Raw genomic sequence first — 23,199 nt, 5'->3', positions numbered from 1 at the left:
TGCGAAAAGTGGTTTTAATTTTTAGAAAATTTTGTTAAAATCAAAAAAAGACTTGTAAGAAAGGAAGAAACACATGATACATAAGTTAAAAGAAAACATCTCTTCTGTATTTGTCGGAAAAGAAAATGTAATTGACCTTCTCTTAGTTTCTTTATTAGCAGATGGGCACGTTTTATTAGAAGATGTCCCTGGAACAGGAAAAACTTTGTTGGCAAAAACGATTGCTAAAAGTATTGGCGGCCAATTTTCCCGCGTACAGTTCACTCCTGATGTACTGCCTAGTGATGTAACAGGTATTGAATACTTCAATCCAAAAACAAGTGAATTTGAACTGCGCCTCGGTCCTGTTATGACAAATTTATTATTAGCGGATGAAATTAACCGTGCTATGCCACGTACACAATCAAGCTTATTAGAAGCAATGGAAGAACGACAAGTTACACTTGAAAAACAATCCACACCTCTTCCAAAACCATTTTTCGTAATTGCAACGCAAAACCCAATCGAATCACAAGGAACATTTCCACTTCCAGATGCACAGCTTGACCGTTTTTTAATGACCATTTCGATTGGTTATCCTACTCCAGAAGAAGAGCTCCAAATGATGCGACGTTTTCGAAAGAACAAACCGTTAGACGAGCTTCATCCTGTCATCTTACTAGATGACATTATTCAAGTACAAAATAAAGTAAAAGATGTTTATGTATCAGAACCTTTAGAAGACTACATAATCAAACTTGCTAATGCAACTCGTAATCATGATTTTATCGCAAACGGAATTAGTCCACGCGGAACACTCGCTTTAGTAAGAAGTATTCAAGCTCTTTCCTTTTTAAGGAATCGAGAATTTTGTACACCAGAAGACGTGCAATTACTACTTCCTTACATTTGGAAACACCGCATTATTTTATCCATGGAAGGCGCTCTTCGTACGACAAAACAAGAGATTATAGAAGCGATTTTGAAAGAGGTTGATGTACCAGTGGAGATTGAACAAACATGAATGGGCAACGTCTCGTCTCCGTCCCATTATTATTTCAAAATCATACCATAAAATTAACAATTCCGATTGCACTGTTGTTCACATTTTTCTTACCGCAGCCATATATCGTATATCCGCTTCTGTTTTATTATATATTTTCTTTTTTTATTTATCGGTATATCACTTACATAGAGAAGCACTTTCAAATTATAAATAAGAAACAAACAACAAGATTGTTTCCTAAAGAGAACGGACAACTATCCATTATGTTACAAAATGAAGCAAAAGCACCGTTGGTGAATGGAAAATGTTTTTTTCATATAGATCCATCACTCGATATTCATCCAAGCATAGGACTAGAACAAATATCAAAAAATCTCTTTTCTTTTCCATTTTCACAGCCTGCTCGTTCACAGCAAAAGTTAGATTTAACTTTTACAGCGACAAAACGAGGGGTTTTTCAAATCGAACAGTTTGAATGCATCATTGGTGATCCTTTTCACATCATTCAAGTACATTTACCAATTATGCATAAATTAAAAACAGAAATTATTGTCTATCCTACCCCGAAGCAAGTTGCAGGACTACAAGAAATACAGCAACTATTACTGGGCTCTTATAGAACAAATTTTTCTTTTTTTCATGATGAAACGTCAATTGTCGGAGTAAAACAGTATGAAAGAGAATCATTTCGTTCCATCCATTGGAAAGCATCCGCCAAAATGCAAAGCTTACAAGCCAAGAAATATGAAGCAGTAAAAAATTATAGCTGGACAATTTGCATATGCCTTGCCTCAGATCGAGGAATTGGATGGGAAGAAAATATAGAAGACTTGATTTCCTATGCAACATACATTTGTCAAATTGCAACGGAAAGAAAAATTCCCTTTGAATTATTTATTAGCATTTTAACAGAAGATGGGCCTATGCACTTGACGCTGAATGAAGGCTCTATGCATTATGCAAAAGCATTGGAAGAACTTGCACGTATTTCAGAAGATAGTACATTACTGCCGCGAGAGAGTTTTCTGCATTATATGATGCGAAAAAGAGTGAGGTCGTCTACACTATTTTTCCTTGGCGTCCCTAAACATAATATACCTTATACAACACAGCCAACATATATTGTTTACAATGAAGGAGTGGTGGAACAGCTTGAATACATGGCTACGGTACGTTAATGATTTTATTCTTCTCCTCCTTCTTTCTTTATTAACTGAAAAAGGAGAAGTTGTACACATTGTTTCGTTTCTTCTAGTCAGTCATATTTGCTTGCTGCCTATTATGAAAATTAGTAAAAAGAAACAAACATGGTTTGTAACACTATTCATTCTACAAGTCATGGTTTGCTATTCTTTGGCGTTATTTTCTACTATAAGTTCCGCGTTATTACCGTTTTTCATTTTTCTTGTGTATGCAAAGGATGATGTTTCATCCTTTCATAAATTATTAGGAGCCTTTCTATGGTCTTTTTGTTCCATTTTTCTCCATATGCAAATTCCTTCCATATGGGAATTAGGATTACTCATCTTGCATACACTTCTAACATTATGGATGACGAGTTTTAATCGAAATCAACAAATAATGCGATTACTATCAGTTACAGCTATTGGGATTACTAGTTTTTTATTCATACCTTTCCTTTCTTACGTACGAACTGGCATCACTTATGTCATTCAATGGATTGCTTTAGGATTAGGATATATTTTAAACCCACTATTTCTAGCAGCTGAACTGAAGCAAACTGACCGTTCTTTAAATAGTAATTTGATGCAAGGTAATTCGCCGCCTCCACAGGTTCTAGGAAAAGAATATGATCCGTTCGTTTTACAATGTATTACAATTCTTATCATTGTAGTTGCTGCCATTTATGTGATTTGGAAACTATTTAAAAGGCGTCATGAAATCAACTTTGGGCGTATGTCTTCCTATGAACCTATCATTGTTGGTCTAGAACAACGAAATATACAAAAGCGAAACCGAAAGTTACGCCCACCAAACAATGCAATTCGTAAAGAAATATTTAATTTGGAAAAGAAACTAAAACCACCATTAAATCGGCTACGCGGTGAAACAGTTGAACAATGGATGGAAAGACTTCATAGAGACGAAGAGGTCGCCATTCAATTTGATGTGATTATCGATGCATATAACGCTACAAGGTATGCAAACCGTGATAATACTGAACTTCTCCAGAAATTTAAAAGAGAAGTTCATATATTATACAAATATCGAAATCAGTGAAAGAAAAGAAATAATAAGCTTGAATCTCAATACTATTAAGAACCTCGACTTCTCCTACTGGAGTTATCGAGGTTCTTAATAGTATGATAAGGGTAATATAAAAGGTGCATCTAAAATAGCTGAAGAATTTTTAAAAGGTGTTCTAATTACACAGAAGAAGATGAATATTATAATGGAGATAGATCAAGCGTTAGATAAAAGAAATAAAACAGATTTCATTCGTTTATCAAAGAAGTATAGAGAGCTTACATAAAAGTTGGATATTTTTAAAGTAAAAAAAAGATAATGAATAGCAAAACAATATTAATATACTAATAATAACGAGTAGCGTTTCATTCATTTTCGCTTTCCCCTATCATGCTATTCTCTTATATTTTTTGCTTACATAATAAAAGAAGAACACCTTATGTGCTCTTCTTTTATTATTATTCATATTAATGTAGCAAGATGCTGCTTTGCATCGTATTCCTCTAAACTTTCCCCATGTGTAACACGATGAACAAAATCCGGATTAGAAATCAATGGTCTACCAAATGCCGCTACATCAATTGTACCTTCTTGTAGTGCTTCTTCTGCCTCTTTTGGATTTAAATTCCCAACTCCTACAATTATACCATCCCAATATTTACGAACTAATTGATGTAAGTTTTTTCCGTCAGCTATAACTTGCGTATAATTCATTGTTGAAGGATGAATCATCGTTAATCCTACTTCACAGAACATCTCTACGAAAGTTTGAATTGCTGCTTCAGGATTTTCCCACATGTAGCTAGGGTTATCACCTTTAAATGCCGAAAAACGAATAAGCGTTTTATCTGCACCAATCGCACTTATAACGGCTTGCAATACTTCTTTCATAAATGTTAACCTTTGTTTTAAATCTCCGCCATATTGATCATTTCGATGATTCGCAAATTCATAAGCAAATTGATCAATTAAATACCCATGTGCCCCATGAATTTCTACCCCATCGAAACCTGCTTCTATCGCATTCCTAGCAGCTTGTGCATACTGTTCGATAGTCTCTTGAATTTCTTCTATTGTCATCGCTTCTGGCGTATCAAAAGGCTTCCGAAAACGTGGGACATTTCCTTGTGCCGCAATAGCTGAAGGTGCTTGTGGTAAGAATCCACCTGTTAGTTCATGATGGCTCATACGTCCTACATGCCATATTTGCGCAATAATTATTCCACCTTCTTCATGTACTGCATCTGTTACTGACTTCCAAGAATCAATTTGCTCCTCGGTATAAATACCTGGGACACCTGGATTCCCCTTCGCCCTTGGGCTAATTACTATTCCTTCTGTAATAATTAGACCAACACCATCTGCCGCACGTTTCCGGTAATACTCGGCTACATCAGCTCCAACTACCCCTGTCTCATCATTAGCAAAACAACGCGTCATCGGTGCCATTGCCACACGATTACGAAGAGACCAAGCTCCAATTTGAATCGGATCAAATAACTTTGTTTCTTCCACGTTTTGAAATGATCCCCAATTGTTTATATTCGTGCCTTCATAGATACTGGCTATTTTATTATTTGAATTTGTCATCTTTCTTCCCCCTTAATTAAAAATTCCACCTACATTTCATTGAAACGATGGAAACTGTCTATAACCGTATCATAATTTTTCACAAACTAGTGCGTCAATTTATACGCTCTCCTTGTTATTACCCTTGTAGTGGTTTTCCATCAAAAGCTTTTATATCTAATGGTGCAACTAAAAATTGATTTGCTTTGCTAACAAAAGAAGTAAAATGCTCACTCTTATTATGATTAGCAACTACTTCGGCATTTTCCCACACCTCTACCATTGTATAGACATTTTCTTTTTCGGTATCCTTGTACAAATCATAAGACATATTTCCACTTTCTTTTCTTGAACCACTAATTAGCGGCTGAATCTCATCTAAAAACGCTTCTTTTTTTGCTGGATCCACATGAAATTTAGCATGGATAATAATCATGGTACGGTCTCCTCTCACTTTTCTACTTGTATTTGTATATGAAAAAAGTCAATCACGCAAATGATGAAACTTTGCAATCCTTTACAATTACTTCCACTGAGCGATTTTATCAATTGGAAGGCGAACTGATTTGTAGCCACTGTCAGCTGCTTTCCCAATTGAAATTAACATAACTGGCACATAACGCTCTTTATCTAAACCAAACGCTTCTGCAATTTTATCTTTTTCATATCCACCAATTGGACATGTATCGTATCCGTGAGCACGAGCTGTAAGCATAAGTTGCATCGCAACAAGACCACCATCAATTAAAACTGTGTCTTTCATTACTTCCGGCGAAACTGTTGAGAAATAAGCTGTAAGCTTCTCCATTTGACTTTCTTTTACTTCTGAAGGCATATATCCAAGTTCAACTGCTTTACCGTAAATTTCTTCGGCATTCTCAAAATTATTCAAATCACCAAAAACAGCAATCATTGCTGCTGATGTTTCTACTTGAAGTTGATTAAATTTAGCAAGTGGCGCAAGCTTTGCTTTTCCTTCAGCACTATCAATTACTAAGAAGCGCCATGGCTGCATATTTACAGAAGATGGTGCAAGTGTTGCTTCTGTAAGGATCTCTGCCATTTCTTCTTTACTAATTTTTACAGACGGGTCATACTTTCGAATAGAACGACGACCTGTCATAATTTCTGTAAAATCATTTGTTTTTTGTATGTTAATCATAGATGAATTCTCCCTTTTTCTGTCTAATGGTTACATTAGACTTCTTTTATATTTTTTTGAATGCGATTTAACATATTTAGAAGTTCATCGCGTTCTTCTTCGTTAAAATCCTTTAACACAGAAGTGGCAAATCGCTCTTTTTCCTCTTGAAAAGAGTGAATTTTATTCCGACCAGCATCCGTTAAACTAACAAGGGTTATTCGGTTATCATTCGGATTTTTACGTCTTGTAATCATTTCGTTAGCTTCAAGTTGCTTTAAATGCCGAGTAATTGCTGCATTGTCAATATTGATTTCTTTTTGAAGTGCTTTTTGACTCATTTCATCTACTAGATAAAGTTGATGTAAAAGTTCAAGTCTAGACTGGCTTATCCCCGTACAACCTTCGAATTTCGAACTAATGTCTTTATTGAGAAAATGTAATTTATATAAAATAATCGCTTCCTTTGAACATGAATCGCTCAAATTACCACCCCTTTTTTTAGACTGCCTAAAAATTTGATGTATCAATAGTTGATACATCAAACAATATACATGAGTTTCATTTGAAAAGCAATAATTTTGTTTTTATCCTCTTTTTAATGGGCAGTTATCCCTTCTACTGCTCAAAATTATATTTACTATTCCCTTTGCTCACCCGAATTATTATTCAACTATATTTCCATATGTACAGCTTAGAATCGGATGTCTTTTATGCTAGACAAAACCTAATTCACTCTTCTTATTCTCCTCTAACCTATATCCAATTTTTAAAAGATAGGATTTCACAAAAATAAACTGCTCCAAAAGGCACATATGTGCCTTTTGAGGCAGTCTATTTTTATTTGAAATTATACATAACCTTAACGGTACAGAGCCGCCTTTCTTTTAATTTGTCACAATATGTTCTACACACTGTGGTAAATGATCTAGCTTTGTTTTTAAAAAGGCAGGCTGCGTATTAAAATGATGGATCTCCTCTAGTGGAACCCATTGAAACTCAAATTCTCGTCCACCATCTTCTCTTATAAAAGAACCCGTTTTTGGAATAGAACAACCTGTTAAATGCGTTTCATAATAAAAGCCTATTTCATGAAACTTATGATTATCATAAGTAAAAAATTTTTCAACAATCCACATTAATCGTTTTACATTTGCATCCACTTCTAACTCTTCTTTCATCTCTCGTTTAAGAGCAGACTCACTACTTTCAAGCATTTGAACTCGTCCTCCAGGTAGACACCAAAAGTTATCTCCCTTCCCGCGATGAAGAAGAACCTTTCCATTCTCTATACATACAGCTGCTACGCGATAATTAAAACGTTTCCCATTATCTGTAAAAACAATATCCATCCCGATTCCCCCCACTTATCTGATAAATAAAAACCCACAAATTCCATTATAAGAAATTTGTGGGTTTTTTTCTAATTATTCAAAAAAGCCTTTCGCAACTTCTCTCGCGTGTGCCATTGCTTTTTCTTTAATACTCTCTGCCTCATCTGGCGTTTGATTCATACCTTCTACAATAATAGATTGTACATCATCAATTCCAACAAAGCCCATAATCGCTCGAAGATAACGATCTCCAAACTCTTTTTCTATTGCTGGGCCTTCTGAATATATACCACCGCGCGCTTGAATATGAACGGCCCTTTTACCAGATAACAAGCCAACAGGACCTTCTTCTGTATACTTAAATGTTTTTCCTGCCATACAAATTGTATCAATGTATGCTTTCATAAGCGGCGGAAAGCTAAAATTCCACATCGGTGTTACAAATATATATTTATCTGCTTCTACAAACTGATCTGTTAATTTATTAATTGCAGCGATCTTACTTTGCTCTTCTGCAGAAAGATTTTCAAACGCTGTCCCTTTTTGTAGCTTTCCCCATCCATTAAGTACATCTGCATCAATATATGGAATATTGGTTTTGTACAAATCAAGATCAATAATTTCATCATCCGGAGCCCCGTGACGATATGCTTCTAAAAAAGCTTGTCCAACTGAAAGTCCATATGATTGATCAGTTGGTTTCGGATTTACGGTAATGTATAGAACTTTACTCAATTGCTATCCTTCCTTTCGAAATATAAATTCAACCCTCCTTATATTGCCTTTTATCTTAATTTTTATTAAAAATTTTATATCTGCTCGAAAGAATCCCCTTTAGCTTATCATGACACATACCGTAAAGTGCGATTATTTACTGCAAATTCGACTTCAAACTACATTGGTATTATGTTCTGCAAGTACTATCATGAACAACATTTTACTAAAAAACACCTCTCGAGAAAAAATAAAAGTATATATTTTATAATAAAAAAGCAGCATAACAATTTTATATCGTTTTGCTGCTTACATCATTTATAAATGTTTGATAAATAGCACTCGACTTCCACCCTGTCCATCATAATTTGTATGTACAGATATCCCCTCTATTTCACTATCTCCTTTTTCAATATCAAACCCTACATCACGATGAAATTGAATGGACTTTTGATTAACAGGAGATGTTACTGCTTTTACAACATGACGACCATGGGACCGAACGGCATCAAAAAAGGAGGAATACAGTGCTGACGCAATCCCTTGTCTTCTATATTTTGGATTCACACCGATGAAATGAACGTATGCTTCATCTGCAAATGTTTGCGAAAAAAAGCCACATAAAAACCCTGCAATTTCATTATCTTTTTCAATAATGAAACTTGTTTCTTGAAAATGAACAAAAAACAGCTTTGGCAGCATGTCTGCCATCTGTCTCCCGCCCCACCAATCATTAATAACAGAATGAATTGTAATATAATCCTCAGGCTGAATTTTTCTAATATGCATATGTCATGTCCTCTCATTTCTCATTTATATGTATGTTATTAGCCATTAAGGTTCACTTTCCTTTATAACTTAGAAATTCATTTTTGGTACATTCGTATCATCATATGAGATAATACAATAATAATGAATGAAATTAGGTGAAAGATATGCACATGAAACCTTCTTTTGGCGAGAAAAAGCGGCATATAGAATACACCTCACGCCCGAGCTCTTATGCAATTATTTTTAAAGAAGGTACGAGTAAAATAGCCATTATCCAAAAAGGAGTAAGATATTTTTTACCTGGCGGTGAAATAGAAAATAGTGAAACAAAAGAAGCGTGCTTGCAACGTGAATTATTAGAGGAATTAGGCTGGGAAATTGAGGTGCACCACTATATTGGAAATGCTGAGCGTTACTTTTATGCCGAAAAAGAAGGTATTTATTATTTAAATGATGGCCATTTTTACATATGTAGCAAAATACGAGAACATCATGTTCCTACAGAAGATGTTTACATTTTACATTGGGTATCTTCTTCTGAAGCACAGCAGTTGCTTGTTCACGATCATCAGCAATGGGCCGTGAAGTAAGCAATCTTATTATGTAAACAAAAATGACCACTCCTCTTAGGACGTGGTCATTTTCATACTAACTTACCTTTTTAAAATTGAGCGCTGGCTTTTTCACTGTTCCTTTTTTCACAACGTATAACCCAGCAAAAATAACAAACCCACCAAACAATTGCATGATGTTCACCTGTTCGCCTATCGTTACAGCTGCAAATATAACCGCGAATAATGGAACAAGATACATATACACCATTACTTTTGTTGAACCAATTTTACTAATCCCAACGTACCACATTGCAAGTCCAAAAATCGTTGCAAATACAATAGAATATCCTAACGACCCCCAACTTAGCATATCACTCGGCCATGTTAAGGAGTCTACATTCATAATGCAGTATAAAACAAGCGGAACAATTCCTAATAACGTTGACCAAGCGGTTACTCGCATCGCAGAATATTTCGTAATAAGCGGCTGAGCAAGAATTGGATACCAGCCCCATGCAATCGACGCAACCAATCCAATTATATTTCCAAGCCATGCGTATTCATATGTAGACTGATTCGTATGCCCTGTCAATAGCACAAGCGCTGCCCCGCCAAAAGAAAGCATAGATCCGATTTGTATTTTCAGAGAAAAACGTTCTTGTTTATGCAATACAGCTAAAATCCCAGTAAAGATTGGAGACATTGCAATTAATAATGAAGCATTCGTCGCAGAGGTATATTTTACTGAAAGCATAAACAGCGTTTGATATAAAGTTGTCCCTACAATACCAACCACCAAAAGTCTCAGCCAGTCTTTCCTCTCTATACGTAATGAACGTTCCATAATAAAAGTAATAAGTAGTAATATTGGCGATGCAATTAAAAAGCGCATACTATTAAATTGAATGGATGACATATATGTCACTCCGTATTTTCCTATCGTATAGTTTGCTCCCCATACTAAAGCAACTAACATCAGGAGCCATTCCATTTGCCTTCGTTTCATCCAAATCTCCCCTTCCCTCATTTAGCATAGTAAAATTGGCCCAATGCAACACCATCCAATTGGCTGTTTTTTCACCCAGCCAATTTGCTATAATGGTGATAATGAAGGAACAAGGAGACGTTACAAATGAAATGGAAGTTAGATTTAGATAGTAAAATCCCGATCTATCAACAAGTTGTTGATTATATTGAAAGGCGTATTATGTACGGAGAGCTTCCACCAGGAAGTTTTCTCCCTTCAGAGCGCAAGCTAGCAGAGCAGCTTCAAGTAAATCGAAGTACAATTACAACGGCCTATAATGAACTACGTGCAATGGGAATTGTTGAAAGTACAACTGGAAAAGGCACAAGGGTCAGTACACAGATGTGGGGTGTATCGCCGAAATTCGCACCGAATTGGAGCGGTTTTGTGGAAGGTGGGACATTTTTGCCTAACTTACCACTCCTTCGCTACATTCGTGAGCAAGTGCAGCAAAATGAAAATATCATTGATTTTGCAAACGGTGAACTTGGATGTGATTTGTTTCCTCATCAGCAATTACAAGCAATTTTACGCGAACAACCGTTAACACAATCATTAAGCTATGATCATCCACAAGGCTACCTTCCTTTACGAAAAATTGTAGCTAAATATATGAAGGAGCATTTACAAATTGATGCAACTGAACAATCGATTATGATTACTTCCGGTGCGCAGCAAGCACTGCACCTTATTGTGCAATGTTTATTAAATCCAGGCGATGCAGTCGCATTTGAAAGTCCGTCGCATTGCTATTCCTTGCCCCTTTTCCAATCGGCTGGCATTCGTATTTTTCCATTACCTGTTGATGAACATGGCATTCATCCAGACGATGTATACGAACTTTATCGAAAGCACCGGATTAAAATGATTTTCTTAAATCCCAATTATCAAAATCCAACAGGGACACTCCTTCATCCCAAAAGAAGGGAAACACTTCTATCTTTATGTGCCGATTTACGAATTCCAATTGTTGAAGATGACCCTTCTAGCTTATTAACATTAGAAAATAAAGAACAAACATGTTCAACTTTAAAATCAATTGATACAAACGGAACAGTCATTTATGTTCATTCTCTGTCTAAAATGATAGCACCAGGATTACGAATCGGCTGGCTCGTTGCTCCGCAGTCTGTTGTTGAACGATTATCAGATGCACGGCATCAAATGGAATTAGGTTTAAGTATTTTTCCGCAATGGCTTATACAACAATTTTTTGAAACAGTTCCATTTGAAACACATTTACAACAGTTACGCTATGAACTATTACAAAAAAGAAATATATTAGCAGACGCACTGCAATGCTCACTTCAGAAAGAACTCTCATTTTCTATACCAACAGGCGGAATTTACATATGGGGAAAATTAAAACAACCTATTCAAGAGAAACAACTTATTATGCAAAGTTTAAAACAACAAGTGGCCTTTATGCCCGGCAGTATTTTTGGTGCAAAAGATGATTATATTCGTCTATCATATGGAAAAGTAAATATAAATTATATTACTGAAGGGATCTTTCGACTTCAAAAAGCAATCAACTTTTGTTATTCGTAAAGGCTTCCAACATTACGATTGGAAGCCTTTCGATTTATACCAAAATTTTGTTTGGACAATTGCCGGCCAATTTGTATGCTCTGCTAATTGCTTTATTACTTCGTTCACCTTGGTTCCTCTTAAAATATGTACATACCATTCGATATCTGATATACACTCGTATTCTCCTTGTCGCCTTGAAACTCTACAGCAAATGGTACCTCCCCGCAGTTCTGTAATTGATTCTGAACTACTCCATTCCCTATTGGTTCACAAAGTTGAATTGTTATTTTCCCAAGAGAAAAACTTCGAAATACAGCATTCCACTCCTTATCTATTTTTGGCGTACTCATTTCTATTTGCAATAACTCTTTCCATAGTTTGCTTGTTTCATTTACATTATTAACAGTATAGAATACCTTTTTCATTCCAGTTACATTATTGTCATGAAATGAAATCACTCCTTTTTTCTGTAAATCTGCTCTTCTTTTTTCATCCGATTCACCCCACTCAATAAAAAACGGTAATCTAGGTTCATCAGCTTCCTGTTCAATAAATAGCATTTTCCAGCTTAATAGAGTTCCATCATCTCTTAAACGTTTTCCCTCCAGCGGACCATTTATATGAAATCCCTTTTCAGAGAATTTCTTAGCAAGTTCTTCTATATGTTCTGTACGCAGTGCAACTTGAAGCATCCCTTCCCCCATTTGCAACTTACGAACAGTTTGCTGAATGAGAGGGTTCTCTGCTCTGTTTGCAGCTTCTTTGTTCTGAACTGCTAAAAACTCAATATATGCCAAATCAAAATAACATAAGCTATTATATGTTCCCCAATTCGTATGCTCTCCTCCTTGAACTGTATGAAATCCGAGTATCTTCATTTGTTTTATTGCTTCAGCTGGAGAGCATTGAATTACGTGAACAAGATGATCAAACTGTAACATCTCCTCACCATCCTTACCTTTATCCTTTTTAGTGTATTACTTTTCGTTTATTTCTGGCAATTCAAAATTTTATTTAAAACATAGTTGATTTATATGATTAATATGTATTATAATAAAAAAAATTAGAATATGATAAAGCTGATTGGAAAACCAAAGGCTCTTTTCTCACTAGAGAAAGGAGCCTTTTTTATTTTATCCCGCTACTTTTGGGCAGCAAGACCCCACCTTAAGATTTTGAGAAGACAAAAGAGATAGATGGGGGATTATTGCCCGTAAGAGCCCGATTGATTCAATTAACCATCAGTCCTTGATGGTAATTTCACTTTATTATAAACGGAGGTATTAAACATGCAAAAATTAATTATCTTTGCCATCATTGGTTTTTTTGCTCAACTCATTGATGGAGCTTTGGGAATGGCTTATGGGGTAACATCTTCCTCATTACTACTCATGTTTGGAATTGCACCGGCGGTCGCTTCAGCATCTGTTCATTTAGCCGAAGTTGTTACAACTGCCGCATCTGGTATTTCACATATCCGCTTTGGAAATGTCGATAAATATACCGTTTCAAGACTGACATTACCGGGTGCAATTGGCGCTTTTGTAGGTGCTTGCTTTTTAAGTAACTTACCAGGAAATTTAATTAAACCATATATTTCAGTATTTTTATTCGTATTAGGTGTATATATCTTATTAAGATTTATTTTACAAAAACAAGTTGTTCAAACAAATAATAAACGCCTGTCTGGTAAGCAATTAATCCCACTTGGCCTTTTTGCAGGTTTTGTAGATTCAACAGGCGGTGGCGGTTGGGGCCCAATTACTACTCCTGTTTTACTTGCACGCGGTAATGAAGCAAGAAAAGTTGTCGGTTCTGTAGATACGAGTGAATTTCCTGTTTCATTAGCTGCCACACTTGGATTTTTCATTTCTCTTGGATGGGAACAAGTCAGTTGGTTTTGGGTGTTTGCTCTTATGCTTGGTGGTATCATTGCAGCACCAATTGCTGCGTGGCTAGTACGAATTGTTCCTTCTCATTTACTTGGAGTTCTTGTCGGAGGACTCATTATTTTCACCAATATCCGTACGCTATTAACAACTTTTAAAGTAAATCAAAGCGTAATTTTTCTTGCTTATATTGTGACAGGTCTTGTCGTTACAATTGCACTGATTATTACGACTCGTAATCAATCACAACAGACAAACAAAAAAATTGTATATAACAAACAAAAACAAGTTTCCCCATAAAGGGAAGCTTGTTTTCTTTTAGTCTCCTCTTCTACAATATATTTTGTCGAAATTTATTTGTCTCAATTTTCTGTAAATTTTAAAGGATTTTTTGAAACACAATGCGAAACTATTGTATAACCTTTTTCATCAAGAGGTTACTTATTACATATTTTTTAGGACCGGGATGAATTTTGAAAGCGCTTTTCTAAAATAGCCATTCTTTTTCGCTTTTTTTCTACAAAAAAATCCTTGCAATATTCTCAGAAACTCATTACAATTGCGATATATTAAAAATCATAGCAATAGAAAAAATCCTCATCAATCCGATGAGGTAGAGGTTGCGGCTTTTATTAGTAATCCGGACGAGACGCAGAGAACGTCAATAACTCCGAATGAAAGGAAAAGCTGCCGAAGTTTATACTTCTTCTCTGGAAGTATATGCTGGGGCTGTTTTCGAATAGGAACAGAACTGTCACGTTTACAAAGTTACCGTGTAAACGTGGGGCGCTATCTTAACGGAAGGTATGATGGGGTGGCTATTTTTGAAATGCTCCGCTAAAGTCCTTTGGCGGTTTTTTTTAATTCCCCCCGCTCCTTCCTATCTTACAAGAAAAGGAGTGTTGAAAATGAACAGCGCAACTACAAAAGTTACCTCTACGTCTACAAATCAATCTGCACAAACAAATAACGAACTAAAACGCGGATTGAAATCCCGCCATCTTACAATGATTTCACTTGGTGGTACAATTGGAACAGGTTTATTCCTAGCAAGCGGTGGTGTTGTCCACTCAGCTGGTCCTGGCGGTGCTCTCGTCGCCTATGCTGCAATTGGTATTATGGTATATTTTTTAATGACAAGTTTAGCAGAATTAGCATCGTACATGCCTGTAGCTGGATCATTTAGCACATACGCAACAAGATTTGTCGATCCAGCTCTTGGATTTGCATTAGGTTGGAACTACTGGTATAACTGGGCCATCACGATTGCTGCTGAACTCTCTGCAGTTACATTAATTATGAAGTTTTGGTTCCCAAATACACCTTCCCTTATTTGGAGTGCTATTTGTTTAGCTATTATGTTTCTTTTAAATTATATGTCTGTAAAAGGGTTTGGGGAAGCTGAATATTGGTTTGCACTTATTAAGGTTGTAACTGTTATCGCCTTTTTAATTGTCGGTTTTCTTATGATTTTCGGTATTATGGGCGGAGATCCTGTTGGTTTCAAAAACTTCACAGTTGCAGATGCACCGTTTAACGGTGGCTTCATGGCAATCATTGGTGTATTTATGGCAGCTGGATTCTCATTCCAAGGAACAGAATTATTAGGGGTTGCGGCTGGTGAAACTGAAGATCCACAACGTAATATTCCAAAAGCAATTCGCAGCATCTTTTGGCGAATTCTACTGTTCTATATTTTAGCAATTCTTGTAATTGGTTTACTCATTCCATATACAGACAAAAGCCTTGCAGCAAGTGATGTAACAGTAAGTCCATTTACACTTGTATTCGAGAAAGCAGGTGTTGCCTTTGCGGCATCAGTAATGAACGCCGTTATTTTAACAGCTGTTCTGTCTGCTGGTAACTCTGGTATGTATGCATCAGCACGTATGCTTTGGGATTTAGCAAACCAAGGTAAAGCACCTAAATTTTTAGGAAAACTAAATAGTCGTGGTATACCTGTAAATGCATTGATTGCAACATCATTAGTTGGATGTGTTGCTTTCTTAGCTTCTTTCTTCGGTGATGGTGTGGTCTATGTATGGCTCTTAAATGCTTCTGGTATGTCAGGCTTCATCGCTTGGATCGGAATTGCAATTAGTCACTACCGTTTCCGCAAAGCATACACTGCACAAGGAAAAGACTTAAATGACTTACCCTATAAAGCAAAATGGTTCCCATTCGGTCCAATCTTTGCATTTGTATTATGTTTAATCGTTATTCTTGGTCAAAACTACGGTGCATTTATGGGAAAATCTATTGATTGGAACGGTGTACTCGTTTCATATATTGGTTTACCTCTTTTCTTAATACTTTGGTTAGGTTATAAATTTACAAAGAAAACAAAAGTTATTCCACTAGATAAATGTGAGCTTTAAAAATAACAACCTATCAACAAAAGTTGATAGGTTTTCTTATGTGTCCGAGTAGCCGGTTTATTATATTTTTGCCATAATAGAATGAGAATTTAAGAAAAGGAAGGGATTACATGAATATTCGTGTTACAAATACAGCAAAAGAAAAACTGCAACAATTACAAAACGAAGGTAAAACAATTATTAGAGTAAAAGGAAGTATAGGCAACACTTGTACTGTCTATGTGAATATCGATTTAATTGTCGATGAATATCATGCAAAAGATGTCGTATTTGAAGACGAACAGCTTGTTATTCAAATCGATGACTTCACAAAAGATTATATCGGAAATACAATGACGCTAGATTACAGCACAGGCTTTAAAATTACAACACCAAGTGAAACGATTGTTTATGGTTTATCGCTAAAAAAATAATATAAAGTGAAACTTCCATCAGTAGGGTTTTTTTCATCCCCCACTGATGGCTAGTTGAACCAATCGGACTTTTACGGGATAAAAAACTCGATTTTCATAATAAGCAACTCTCTTATTGTATATTGATTCCTAAATAAAAGAACAAGTAACGCATGGATAAAAGAAACAACCATGCGTTACTTGTTACTGCTTCTTATTCTCTTAGGTTAATACATTCGCTAGTTGGGCACTATATATCCCTTTAAAACCACTTTGGCATAAACTTCTTTAGCTTTAGTTTCATTTACTCTGCTTTGTCTGCTCCACCTGCTAAAAATCCATCCACAAATTCTCCTATTGTTTCATGAAACGTATAATCAAAATACGGTTCTTGTCCTGTCCGCTCGTCATTAATAAGGATCGTCGTTGCCCCTATCTCTCGTTTTGCTATTTGCGGGAATGATGCTACAGGCTGTACTTTTAATGATGTTCCCATAACAAGTAATACATCTGTTTCATACAAGCGTTCAACGGCTGTTTGAAATTGAGGCAATGTGTCTCCATATAACACAACATCAGGATTTAAAATGAAATTACACTTCTCACAACGCGGTACTTCATGTTCAATCATATATTGTAAGTTATATTTCGTACGACACTTTGGACAATGAGCAGATTGCAGTGTACCATGTAAATCAATGACACGTTTACTCCCGCCCAGTTGATGAAGTCCATCAATATTTTGTGTTAAAACAACAACATCTTTTCCGTTTTCTTCTAACTGCGCAATAAACGTATGTCCTTTGTTCGGTTTATATTGATGAAATGTTTCAATTTGAAAGATTGCTTTATAATGTTTCCAAAAATCTTTCGGGTTTCGATTATAATATCCTCTTGATAAATACATTTCTACATTTGCATCCGCATACAAACCGTTTGCTGATCGAAAGTCTGGTATCCCACTTTCTGTACTTGCACCCGCTCCAGTTAACACCGTAATTTTCTTAGCATTGTCAATGATAGAACGCACTTCTCCATAATGCTGCACAACATTCACCTCTATGTATATTTCTTCTTTCATTATAACAGGCATATGCAGCAACTTGGAAATTTTCTCTTAATGCGTTGTACCTTCTGCTACTACTATATCTATTTCTACTTCCAAAGCTGTTTGTATTAAAAGCTCTATTCCTTTTGTAATGTTAGAAAGCGACATGCTCGGTTGTCCAGGATATGCACTCGCCTGTTCTGGTAAAAACGGAATATGTACAAAACCACCAGAAATATGATCTTTCTGTTTTGCTAATATGTGCATAAGTCCGTAAAAAAGATGATTACAGACAAACGTCCCTGCTGTTTGGGAAACAGATGCTGGAATTCCCCCTTCACGAAGTTGCTTCACAATTGCTTTTATGGGAAGTGTTGACCAATACGCCACTGGACCATCCTCAATCACTGGTATATCAATCGGCCGATTTCCTTTATTATCAGGAATTCTTGCATCATCTACATTAATTGCAACGCGCTCCACTGTAATATCGGAACGTCCCCCTGCTTGTCCAATACACACCACAAGAGCTGGATCTACTTCATCAATATAAAATTCTAACATTTGTAAGGATGTGTGAAAAACAGTAGGAATTTGTTTACTAACGATTGTATATTCACCTATTCTCTTTTGATCAAGTTGTTTAGCAACTTCCCAAGCAGGATTGATTTTTTCTCCTCCAAATGGTTCAAATCCTGTTAATAAAATTTTTTTCATCAATCCTCCCTCCTTTAAAATCGATATACAAGTACGTACATAACAAGCATGTTAATTATAAAAATAGCGACGGCAACTGGCGCTTGCGCTTTAATAACAGCATTTTTATCTTTAAGCTCTAACAACATTGCCGGAACAATGTTAAAGTTAGCAGCCATCGGCGTTAACAATGTACCGCAATAACCAGCAAACATACCAAGCGCTGCCATAATTGCTGGGTTTCCTCCGTGCATTTGAACAATAAGAGGCAAACCAATCCCCCCTGTAATAACAGCAAAAGCAGCGAACGCATTTCCCATTACCATTGTAAATAACATCATTCCTAAGCAATATGCCATGACAGCCACGAATGGATATTCAGTCGGCAATACTTGTCCAACTAAATCCGCCACTACCTGTCCAACTCCAGACTTAGCAAATATACCGCCAAGAGCAGCAAGCATTTGTGGTAAAATAACGGCCCATCCGACCGCTTGTAGTAAACGGCTCCCTTCTTGTACTGGCTCTGTCACTTTTGCTTTTGTAATAGCCATCGCAAAAGCAAGGGCAACTAATGCACCTAATGCTAGTGCAATTAGTGTTACTTTTTCAGGATCCACAACAAATATATCTCCAAACTTGAGTTTCCCAAGAGTGAGCGTTCCGATAATAGTAAACAAAGGGATTAATATAGCTGGCATGAAAATTTTATTTCCTAATTTTGCGGCATGTTTTACACGCTCTTCTACTGGTGCTTCTTGTTCATTTGATTTTGTTACTTGGTTTAATGATGCTAAAATAACCATAACTAAAACGAGACAACCGACATAAAACGAGGGAATAATATTTCCAAATAAAAATGTAATAGCAAACAACGCCCAAAACAAACTAGAACCAAAACGGTTCGGATGTTGACGATCAAAAGCAACACGAATTGCAATAAAAGCAACAATAATACCAAGTAGATAATAAATTGTATCAAGTGTAATTAATTTCACGCTACATCGCCTCCTTATTTTGATTCGCTTCTTGTTTCATAACGTCGTCTATATGTCTATCAATTTGACGAAAACGAATCCAACTTACAATAAATGCAGAAATTGCTGTTGGAATTCCCCAAAGTGCCATATCCCACACACCAACATGCATGCCGACAGAATCAAAAAATCCTTTCATTAATAAAATAGCACCTGTTGCAATAAAAATATCTTCTCCAAAGAACCACGCTGTATTTTCTGCAGCCGCTGCGGACGCTTTAATTTTTTCTTTTAACTTCTCTGGAAGTTTTCCGTAACGAGCCTGCGCTGCCCCTTCCGCCATCGGTGCAACAAGTGGTCTTACTGCTTGCGCATGTCCTCCAATGTTAAGCCCAATCGCTGCAGTTGCTTCGCGAATAGTAAAATACGATAGAAGAACGCGTCCCGTCGTTGCTCCTTTTGATTTTGTAATCAGTGCTTCTGCTCGTTCTTTCAATCCGTAACGCTCTAAAATTCCAATAACCGGAAGTGTCAATAAAATTGGCATGGACATATATCGATTTTCTATAAAGAATTTTCCAAATAAACTTATCACTTCGTGAAATGACATACCGGATACCATCCCTGTTACAATTCCAGCTACCATAACAACTAACAATGTATTAAATCGAAATAAAAAACCAACTGCTACAAGTAAAATTCCAATCAATTTCACCATATATAACCCCCCTATCTTTTTTACGTGTTACGGTGCACAAATGTTAATTTGTGCTTGCTGCAGTGCATTGTAAATGCTTTTCGCATAATCAACAGCATGCACGCCATCCCCATGAATACAAATTGTATGCGCTGCAATTGAAACGATAGTCCCATCAACAGCTTGAACATTACCTTTCTGTACCATTTGCAATACTTGTCTTATCGCATCTTCTTTATTTGTAATCAATGCATTCGATTCTGCACGATTTGTTAAGGTCCCATTACTTTGATATGTTCGATCTGCAAATACCTCTTGTACAACACGAAGATTATATTTTTCTCCTGCACGCAAAAATTCACTACTTGCTAATCCAAATAAAAGAAGATCTGGATTTACTTTATAAATAGCTTTTGCAATAGCATCTGCGATTTCTGAATTTACTGCTGCTAGATTATAGAGCGCACCGTGCGGTTTAACATGATTCATTTTTCCACCCAATGCACGAATAAATCCATCTAATGCCCCGATCTGATAAATCATATAATCGTGCACTTCATCTGATGAAACATGCATCATTCTTCTTCCAAAACCAATAAGATCTGGTAAACCTGGATGTGCACCTATTGAAACATTGTGTTCTAGCGCTTTTGCAACAGTACTATGCATAACTAAAGGATCACCAGCATGAAATCCACAAGCAATGTTTACCGATGAAACATAAGGTAGAATCGCATCATCATTTCCTATGTTATATACTCCAAAACTTTCTCCTAAATCACAATTTAAATCCACTATATTCATGCTTTCTCTCCTTTCAGCTTAATGAGCATTTTTAAAAGATATATAGTTTGTTCTTGTTTTATATATAGCTGCTGCGCTTCTAATACTGAAATTTTCGAAAACGAAAGATAATCTCCTGGCTTTAATTGTGCAAGCAGCGGTATATCAATTGAAATTACATTGGCAATTCGCGGATATCCACCTGTCGTTTGACGATCTGCCATTAATATAATAGGCTGTCCTTCAGGTGGTACTTGGATTGTCCCATGCGTCACAGTATCTGATAGCAACTCTAATTTTCCCTCTACCGTTACCTGCTCCCCGTCTATGCGATACCCCATTCGATCTGCATAATTGGAAACTTTAAATTGCTTTGTAAAAAAAGAATGACGACTCTCTTCCGTAAACTTTTCAAACTCTAATCCTTCCACGACACGAATCTTTGGACAATGATGATAGTTTGGTAAACAACTAGAGTTTATTCCCCACATCGTTGTATCTCGTTTTTCATTTTCAAGTTCCTGTATAACACGCTTTGCCCAAAGAGAAGGTGAACCTATTTTCAATTGATCACCCTTTTGTAAAGCACGACCTTCCAATCCGCCTAAATTAGCTCGCATATACGTACTTTTGCTCTTCATTACATCAGGAACATGAATTCCACCAGCAAATGCTACATATGCTCTACATCCTGACTGAATTTTCTTAAAACAAAGCATACTTCCTTCTTTTACTAATACCGGGCGCCACAATGGAACTCGTTTTCCATTTAAAAGTGGTTCCATATTCGCACCGCCAATTGCAATTAATGTCGTCTGCTTAATTAACAGTTTCGGCCCAATAATCGTAATTTCTAATCCGGCTTCTCCTTCTGCATTTCCAACTAACATATTTGCAATTCTAAGTGCAACTGTGTCCATCGCTCCGCCAACTGGTACACCGTATTGTTGATATGCATGTCTTCCTAAATCTTGTACAGTTGTCAACATTCCTTGTTGTAGCACCTCTATGCTCATACATTCTCATCCTCCCATTGTTGAAATTCTGTTTCTGTTATGGGGATGAAACGTAAATACATACCACTTTGTAAATAAGTAGGCGGTACTTTTTGAGGACGGAATAAAGAAAGCGGCGTGCGTCCGATAATATTCCATCCGCCTGGTGTTTCAAGTGGATATATACCCGTTTGACTTCCACCGATTCCAACAGATCCAGCTGGAATCTTTAATCGCGGTGTATGTTTTCGTGGAGTTGCAATCCGCTGCGGCATACCTCCTAAATAAGGAAACCCTGGTGTGAAACCGAGCATATAAACAAAGTAAGTGGATTCACTATGAATACGAATTACATCTTCTATTGTTAACCTATGATACTTTGCTACTTCTTCCAAATCAGGACCGTATTCCCCTCCGTAACAAACTGGAATGGATATATATTCATATTCTTTTATTTTCTTATAATTCTCACCTTGTAAAAGTGACTGCACATGATAACAAACATAGTCATACGGCGAATCATTTATCTTTTTCTCCCTATACAATGTGTAGGGATCATAATAAATTGTTACAGATGTATAAGAAGGAACACATTCTAGCATCCCAACAAACGGTGCATTTTGTAATGCCTCAAATAAAGATTGTACTTGCTCATAAATTTCCATATTGATTTTCTGTCCAAATGTAACGACAATCGCTTGATCACCTAGTGCTGAAAATTTCATTATTCCCCTACCTTCTTTTCTTTCCATCCTAATTCTATTGATACTTGTTTCGTTGTTTGAGTAAGATTTTCAATCCATTTTATAATTACTGGTTCATCATATTCAGCTTCTAGTCCTGAAATACTCATACCACCAACTACCATACCATCACTTCCAAAAATTGGAGCAGCTATCGCCGCTGTATGATTTTCAAGTTCTGAATAACTAATGGTATAACCGTTATTCTTTGCAGTTTGTAGCATATCACGTAGTTCATTTTCGTCTGTAACCGTGCCCTTTGCAAGTGCAACAAGTGTTGTATTTTTTATATAATTTTCTTGTTCTTCTTTTGAAAAATATGTAAGTAAAATACGTGGACACGCTCCAGCATACAGCGGAGCTCGCCGTCCAATTGCTGTATATACACGTACAGGTTGATCCCCGTCAATTTTTTCAATATAAATGGCTTCATCACCATCTTGAATAATTAAATTAACTGCTTGTCCAATTTCTTTTTGTAATTTTCCCATATAAGGCTTCGCAATTTTCCGTAAAGATAACCGCTCTGAAACAAGCTGACCGAATCGTAAAAAAACAAACCCTAACTTGTATGCACCATCTATTGTTTTTTGCAACAAACCCATTTCTTCAAGAGATCCAATAAGACGGTATACTGATGTTTTAGGCATGCCAGTTAATCTCACCATCTCAGCTAATGTTAACGTGTCATACTCATAAAATAATTCTAAAATGTTCATTGTTTTCACTGCTGTTTTGTTATAACTCATGAAGTCCCCCTCCGTT

The 23,199-nt window shown here is 36.3% G+C and carries 26 protein-coding genes and 1 riboswitch; of the genes, 9 read left to right on the top strand and 17 right to left on the bottom strand.

Annotation, left to right across the window (positions count from 1 at the left end; genetic code table 11):
* The first annotated feature begins 73 nt into the window (after nucleotides 1-73).
* From ACTDJC_RS15940 to ACTDJC_RS15925, 4 genes are all read left to right on the top strand, one after another.
* Nucleotides 74-1,003 carry an AAA family ATPase gene (locus ACTDJC_RS15940; RefSeq protein ID WP_440603990.1) on the top strand — a complete coding sequence of 310 codons (930 nt, stop codon included), beginning with the start codon at nucleotides 74-76 and terminating at the stop codon, nucleotides 1,001-1,003.
* Entirely contained in the window at nucleotides 1,000-2,163 is a 1,164-nt protein-coding gene (locus ACTDJC_RS15935; RefSeq protein WP_440603989.1) for a DUF58 domain-containing protein, read from the top strand. Before ACTDJC_RS15940 ends, ACTDJC_RS15935 begins: the two co-directional genes overlap by 4 nt.
* Entirely contained in the window at nucleotides 2,138-3,226 is a 1,089-nt protein-coding gene (locus tag ACTDJC_RS15930) for a DUF4018 domain-containing protein (RefSeq protein ID WP_440603988.1), read from the top strand. The genes ACTDJC_RS15935 and ACTDJC_RS15930 overlap by 26 nt, the downstream gene beginning before the upstream one ends.
* 97 nt (nucleotides 3,227-3,323) lie before the next feature.
* On the top strand, nucleotides 3,324-3,479 hold the full coding sequence (locus tag ACTDJC_RS15925; RefSeq protein ID WP_440604021.1) for an IDEAL domain-containing protein: 156 nt from the start codon (nucleotides 3,324-3,326) through the stop codon (nucleotides 3,477-3,479).
* Between the two features lie 176 nt (nucleotides 3,480-3,655).
* On the opposite strand, the gene ACTDJC_RS15920 is transcribed toward ACTDJC_RS15925, so the two are convergent.
* From ACTDJC_RS15920 to ACTDJC_RS15890, 7 genes are all read right to left on the bottom strand, one after another.
* Nucleotides 3,656-4,783, bottom strand: a complete 1,128-nt coding sequence (locus ACTDJC_RS15920; RefSeq protein WP_440603987.1) for an alkene reductase — start codon at nucleotides 4,781-4,783, stop codon at nucleotides 3,656-3,658.
* A 118-nt stretch (nucleotides 4,784-4,901) separates the two neighbouring features.
* The gene (locus ACTDJC_RS15915) at nucleotides 4,902-5,198 is read right to left on the bottom strand and encodes a putative quinol monooxygenase (protein WP_440603986.1); all 297 of its coding nucleotides are present in this window, start codon (nucleotides 5,196-5,198) and stop codon (nucleotides 4,902-4,904) included.
* 87 nt (nucleotides 5,199-5,285) lie between these two features.
* Nucleotides 5,286-5,915 (bottom strand): nitroreductase family protein, encoded by a 630-nt coding sequence (locus ACTDJC_RS15910; protein WP_440604020.1) that lies wholly within the window; start codon nucleotides 5,913-5,915, stop codon nucleotides 5,286-5,288.
* Nucleotides 5,916-5,959: 44 nt separating this feature from the next.
* The gene (locus ACTDJC_RS15905) at nucleotides 5,960-6,388 is read right to left on the bottom strand and encodes a MarR family winged helix-turn-helix transcriptional regulator (RefSeq protein WP_440603985.1); all 429 of its coding nucleotides are present in this window, start codon (nucleotides 6,386-6,388) and stop codon (nucleotides 5,960-5,962) included.
* Between the two features lie 402 nt (nucleotides 6,389-6,790).
* Nucleotides 6,791-7,255 carry an NUDIX hydrolase gene (locus ACTDJC_RS15900; RefSeq protein WP_440603984.1) on the bottom strand — a complete coding sequence of 155 codons (465 nt, stop codon included), beginning with the start codon at nucleotides 7,253-7,255 and terminating at the stop codon, nucleotides 6,791-6,793.
* A 75-nt stretch (nucleotides 7,256-7,330) separates the two neighbouring features.
* Complete coding sequence (locus ACTDJC_RS15895; protein WP_429718251.1) at nucleotides 7,331-7,972, bottom strand: FMN-dependent NADH-azoreductase; 642 nt, start codon at nucleotides 7,970-7,972, stop codon at nucleotides 7,331-7,333.
* Between the two features lie 297 nt (nucleotides 7,973-8,269).
* Nucleotides 8,270-8,740, bottom strand: a complete 471-nt coding sequence (locus tag ACTDJC_RS15890) for an N-acetyltransferase family protein (RefSeq protein ID WP_440603983.1) — start codon at nucleotides 8,738-8,740, stop codon at nucleotides 8,270-8,272.
* A gap of 146 nt (nucleotides 8,741-8,886) precedes the next feature.
* Here ACTDJC_RS15890 and ACTDJC_RS15885 point away from each other — a divergent pair, with 146 nt between their 5' ends.
* The gene (locus ACTDJC_RS15885; RefSeq protein ID WP_440603982.1) at nucleotides 8,887-9,312 is read left to right on the top strand and encodes an NUDIX hydrolase; all 426 of its coding nucleotides are present in this window, start codon (nucleotides 8,887-8,889) and stop codon (nucleotides 9,310-9,312) included.
* A 58-nt stretch (nucleotides 9,313-9,370) separates the two neighbouring features.
* Here the strand turns inward: ACTDJC_RS15885 and ACTDJC_RS15880 are convergent, their stop codons facing one another.
* Nucleotides 9,371-10,282: a DMT family transporter gene (locus ACTDJC_RS15880; protein WP_440603981.1), complete on the bottom strand. Its 912-nt coding sequence runs from the start codon at nucleotides 10,280-10,282 to the stop codon at nucleotides 9,371-9,373.
* Nucleotides 10,283-10,408: 126 nt separating this feature from the next.
* Here ACTDJC_RS15880 and pdxR point away from each other — a divergent pair, with 126 nt between their 5' ends.
* Nucleotides 10,409-11,854 carry a MocR-like pyridoxine biosynthesis transcription factor PdxR gene (gene pdxR / locus ACTDJC_RS15875; protein ID WP_253629797.1) on the top strand — a complete coding sequence of 482 codons (1,446 nt, stop codon included), beginning with the start codon at nucleotides 10,409-10,411 and terminating at the stop codon, nucleotides 11,852-11,854.
* A 119-nt stretch (nucleotides 11,855-11,973) separates the two neighbouring features.
* On the opposite strand, the gene ACTDJC_RS15870 is transcribed toward pdxR, so the two are convergent.
* Nucleotides 11,974-12,777 carry a VOC family protein gene (locus ACTDJC_RS15870; RefSeq protein WP_440603980.1) on the bottom strand — a complete coding sequence of 268 codons (804 nt, stop codon included), beginning with the start codon at nucleotides 12,775-12,777 and terminating at the stop codon, nucleotides 11,974-11,976.
* A gap of 348 nt (nucleotides 12,778-13,125) precedes the next feature.
* On the opposite strand from ACTDJC_RS15870, the gene ACTDJC_RS15865 reads away from it, so the two are divergent.
* From ACTDJC_RS15865 to ACTDJC_RS15855, 3 genes are all read left to right on the top strand, one after another.
* Nucleotides 13,126-14,025: a sulfite exporter TauE/SafE family protein gene (locus tag ACTDJC_RS15865; RefSeq protein WP_253629799.1), complete on the top strand. Its 900-nt coding sequence runs from the start codon at nucleotides 13,126-13,128 to the stop codon at nucleotides 14,023-14,025.
* A 306-nt stretch (nucleotides 14,026-14,331) separates the two neighbouring features.
* A riboswitch (Lysine riboswitch) is annotated at nucleotides 14,332-14,525 on the top strand.
* 108 nt (nucleotides 14,526-14,633) lie between these two features.
* Entirely contained in the window at nucleotides 14,634-16,103 is a 1,470-nt protein-coding gene (locus ACTDJC_RS15860) for an amino acid permease (RefSeq protein WP_440603979.1), read from the top strand.
* Nucleotides 16,104-16,213: 110 nt separating this feature from the next.
* Nucleotides 16,214-16,516, top strand: coding sequence for an iron-sulfur cluster biosynthesis family protein (locus ACTDJC_RS15855; RefSeq protein WP_253629801.1), 303 nt, complete (start codon nucleotides 16,214-16,216; stop codon nucleotides 16,514-16,516).
* A 283-nt stretch (nucleotides 16,517-16,799) separates the two neighbouring features.
* On the opposite strand, the gene ACTDJC_RS15850 is transcribed toward ACTDJC_RS15855, so the two are convergent.
* The 8 genes from ACTDJC_RS15850 to ACTDJC_RS15815 form a co-directional block, all read right to left on the bottom strand.
* Nucleotides 16,800-17,543, bottom strand: coding sequence for an NAD-dependent protein deacylase (locus ACTDJC_RS15850; RefSeq protein ID WP_440604019.1), 744 nt, complete (start codon nucleotides 17,541-17,543; stop codon nucleotides 16,800-16,802).
* 69 nt (nucleotides 17,544-17,612) lie between these two features.
* On the bottom strand, nucleotides 17,613-18,260 hold the full coding sequence (gene pcp / locus ACTDJC_RS15845; RefSeq protein ID WP_098311270.1) for a pyroglutamyl-peptidase I: 648 nt from the start codon (nucleotides 18,258-18,260) through the stop codon (nucleotides 17,613-17,615).
* A gap of 14 nt (nucleotides 18,261-18,274) precedes the next feature.
* Entirely contained in the window at nucleotides 18,275-19,237 is a 963-nt protein-coding gene (locus ACTDJC_RS15840) for a DUF979 domain-containing protein (RefSeq protein ID WP_440603978.1), read from the bottom strand.
* Between the two features lies 1 nt (nucleotide 19,238).
* Nucleotides 19,239-19,934 (bottom strand): DUF969 domain-containing protein, encoded by a 696-nt coding sequence (locus tag ACTDJC_RS15835; RefSeq protein WP_253629802.1) that lies wholly within the window; start codon nucleotides 19,932-19,934, stop codon nucleotides 19,239-19,241.
* Between the two features lie 27 nt (nucleotides 19,935-19,961).
* A complete protein-coding gene (gene pxpA, locus ACTDJC_RS15830; protein ID WP_440603977.1) occupies nucleotides 19,962-20,717 on the bottom strand; it encodes a 5-oxoprolinase subunit PxpA in 756 nt (251 codons plus the stop codon).
* Nucleotides 20,714-21,712 (bottom strand): biotin-dependent carboxyltransferase family protein, encoded by a 999-nt coding sequence (locus ACTDJC_RS15825; protein ID WP_440603976.1) that lies wholly within the window; start codon nucleotides 21,710-21,712, stop codon nucleotides 20,714-20,716. Before ACTDJC_RS15825 ends, pxpA begins: the two co-directional genes overlap by 4 nt.
* Nucleotides 21,709-22,416 (bottom strand): 5-oxoprolinase subunit PxpB, encoded by a 708-nt coding sequence (pxpB, locus tag ACTDJC_RS15820; protein WP_098311275.1) that lies wholly within the window; start codon nucleotides 22,414-22,416, stop codon nucleotides 21,709-21,711. The genes ACTDJC_RS15825 and pxpB overlap by 4 nt, the downstream gene beginning before the upstream one ends.
* Nucleotides 22,416-23,183, bottom strand: a complete 768-nt coding sequence (locus ACTDJC_RS15815) for an IclR family transcriptional regulator (protein ID WP_440603975.1) — start codon at nucleotides 23,181-23,183, stop codon at nucleotides 22,416-22,418. Before ACTDJC_RS15815 ends, pxpB begins: the two co-directional genes overlap by 1 nt.
* Between the last annotated feature and the right edge of the window lie 16 nt (nucleotides 23,184-23,199).

Origin of the sequence: Bacillus sp. GB_SG_008 (assembly GCF_052038115.1) — a bacterium.
Taxonomy (GTDB): domain Bacteria; phylum Bacillota; class Bacilli; order Bacillales; family Bacillaceae_G; genus Bacillus_A; species Bacillus_A rhizoplanae.
Note: the sequence above shows the minus strand (reverse complement) of the source record. Positions and strands in the feature narration are given on the sequence as shown.

Bases quoted from the DNA above. Each gene is read 5' to 3' on its own strand.
- ACTDJC_RS15815 (WP_440603975.1), bottom strand. From the start codon at position 23,183: ATGAGTTATAACAAAACAGCAGTGAAAACAATGAACATTTTAGAATTA.
- ACTDJC_RS15915 (WP_440603986.1), bottom strand. From the start codon at position 5,198: ATGATTATTATCCATGCTAAATTTCATGTGGATCCAGCAAAAAAAGAA.
- pxpA (WP_440603977.1), bottom strand. From the start codon at position 20,717: ATGAATATAGTGGATTTAAATTGTGATTTAGGAGAAAGTTTTGGAGTA.
- ACTDJC_RS15935 (WP_440603989.1), top strand. From the start codon at position 1,000: ATGAATGGGCAACGTCTCGTCTCCGTCCCATTATTATTTCAAAATCAT.
- pxpB (WP_098311275.1), bottom strand. From the start codon at position 22,416: ATGAAATTTTCAGCACTAGGTGATCAAGCGATTGTCGTTACATTTGGA.
- ACTDJC_RS15885 (WP_440603982.1), top strand. From the start codon at position 8,887: ATGCACATGAAACCTTCTTTTGGCGAGAAAAAGCGGCATATAGAATAC.
- ACTDJC_RS15825 (WP_440603976.1), bottom strand. From the start codon at position 21,712: ATGAGCATAGAGGTGCTACAACAAGGAATGTTGACAACTGTACAAGAT.
- ACTDJC_RS15940 (WP_440603990.1), top strand. From the start codon at position 74: ATGATACATAAGTTAAAAGAAAACATCTCTTCTGTATTTGTCGGAAAA.
- ACTDJC_RS15855 (WP_253629801.1), top strand. From the start codon at position 16,214: ATGAATATTCGTGTTACAAATACAGCAAAAGAAAAACTGCAACAATTA.
- ACTDJC_RS15835 (WP_253629802.1), bottom strand. From the start codon at position 19,934: ATGGTGAAATTGATTGGAATTTTACTTGTAGCAGTTGGTTTTTTATTT.
- ACTDJC_RS15865 (WP_253629799.1), top strand. From the start codon at position 13,126: ATGCAAAAATTAATTATCTTTGCCATCATTGGTTTTTTTGCTCAACTC.
- ACTDJC_RS15870 (WP_440603980.1), bottom strand. From the start codon at position 12,777: ATGTTACAGTTTGATCATCTTGTTCACGTAATTCAATGCTCTCCAGCT.
- pdxR (WP_253629797.1), top strand. From the start codon at position 10,409: ATGAAATGGAAGTTAGATTTAGATAGTAAAATCCCGATCTATCAACAA.
- pcp (WP_098311270.1), bottom strand. From the start codon at position 18,260: ATGAAAAAAATTTTATTAACAGGATTTGAACCATTTGGAGGAGAAAAA.
- ACTDJC_RS15880 (WP_440603981.1), bottom strand. From the start codon at position 10,282: ATGAAACGAAGGCAAATGGAATGGCTCCTGATGTTAGTTGCTTTAGTA.
- ACTDJC_RS15900 (WP_440603984.1), bottom strand. From the start codon at position 7,255: ATGGATATTGTTTTTACAGATAATGGGAAACGTTTTAATTATCGCGTA.
- ACTDJC_RS15920 (WP_440603987.1), bottom strand. From the start codon at position 4,783: ATGACAAATTCAAATAATAAAATAGCCAGTATCTATGAAGGCACGAAT.
- ACTDJC_RS15860 (WP_440603979.1), top strand. From the start codon at position 14,634: ATGAACAGCGCAACTACAAAAGTTACCTCTACGTCTACAAATCAATCT.
- ACTDJC_RS15890 (WP_440603983.1), bottom strand. From the start codon at position 8,740: ATGCATATTAGAAAAATTCAGCCTGAGGATTATATTACAATTCATTCT.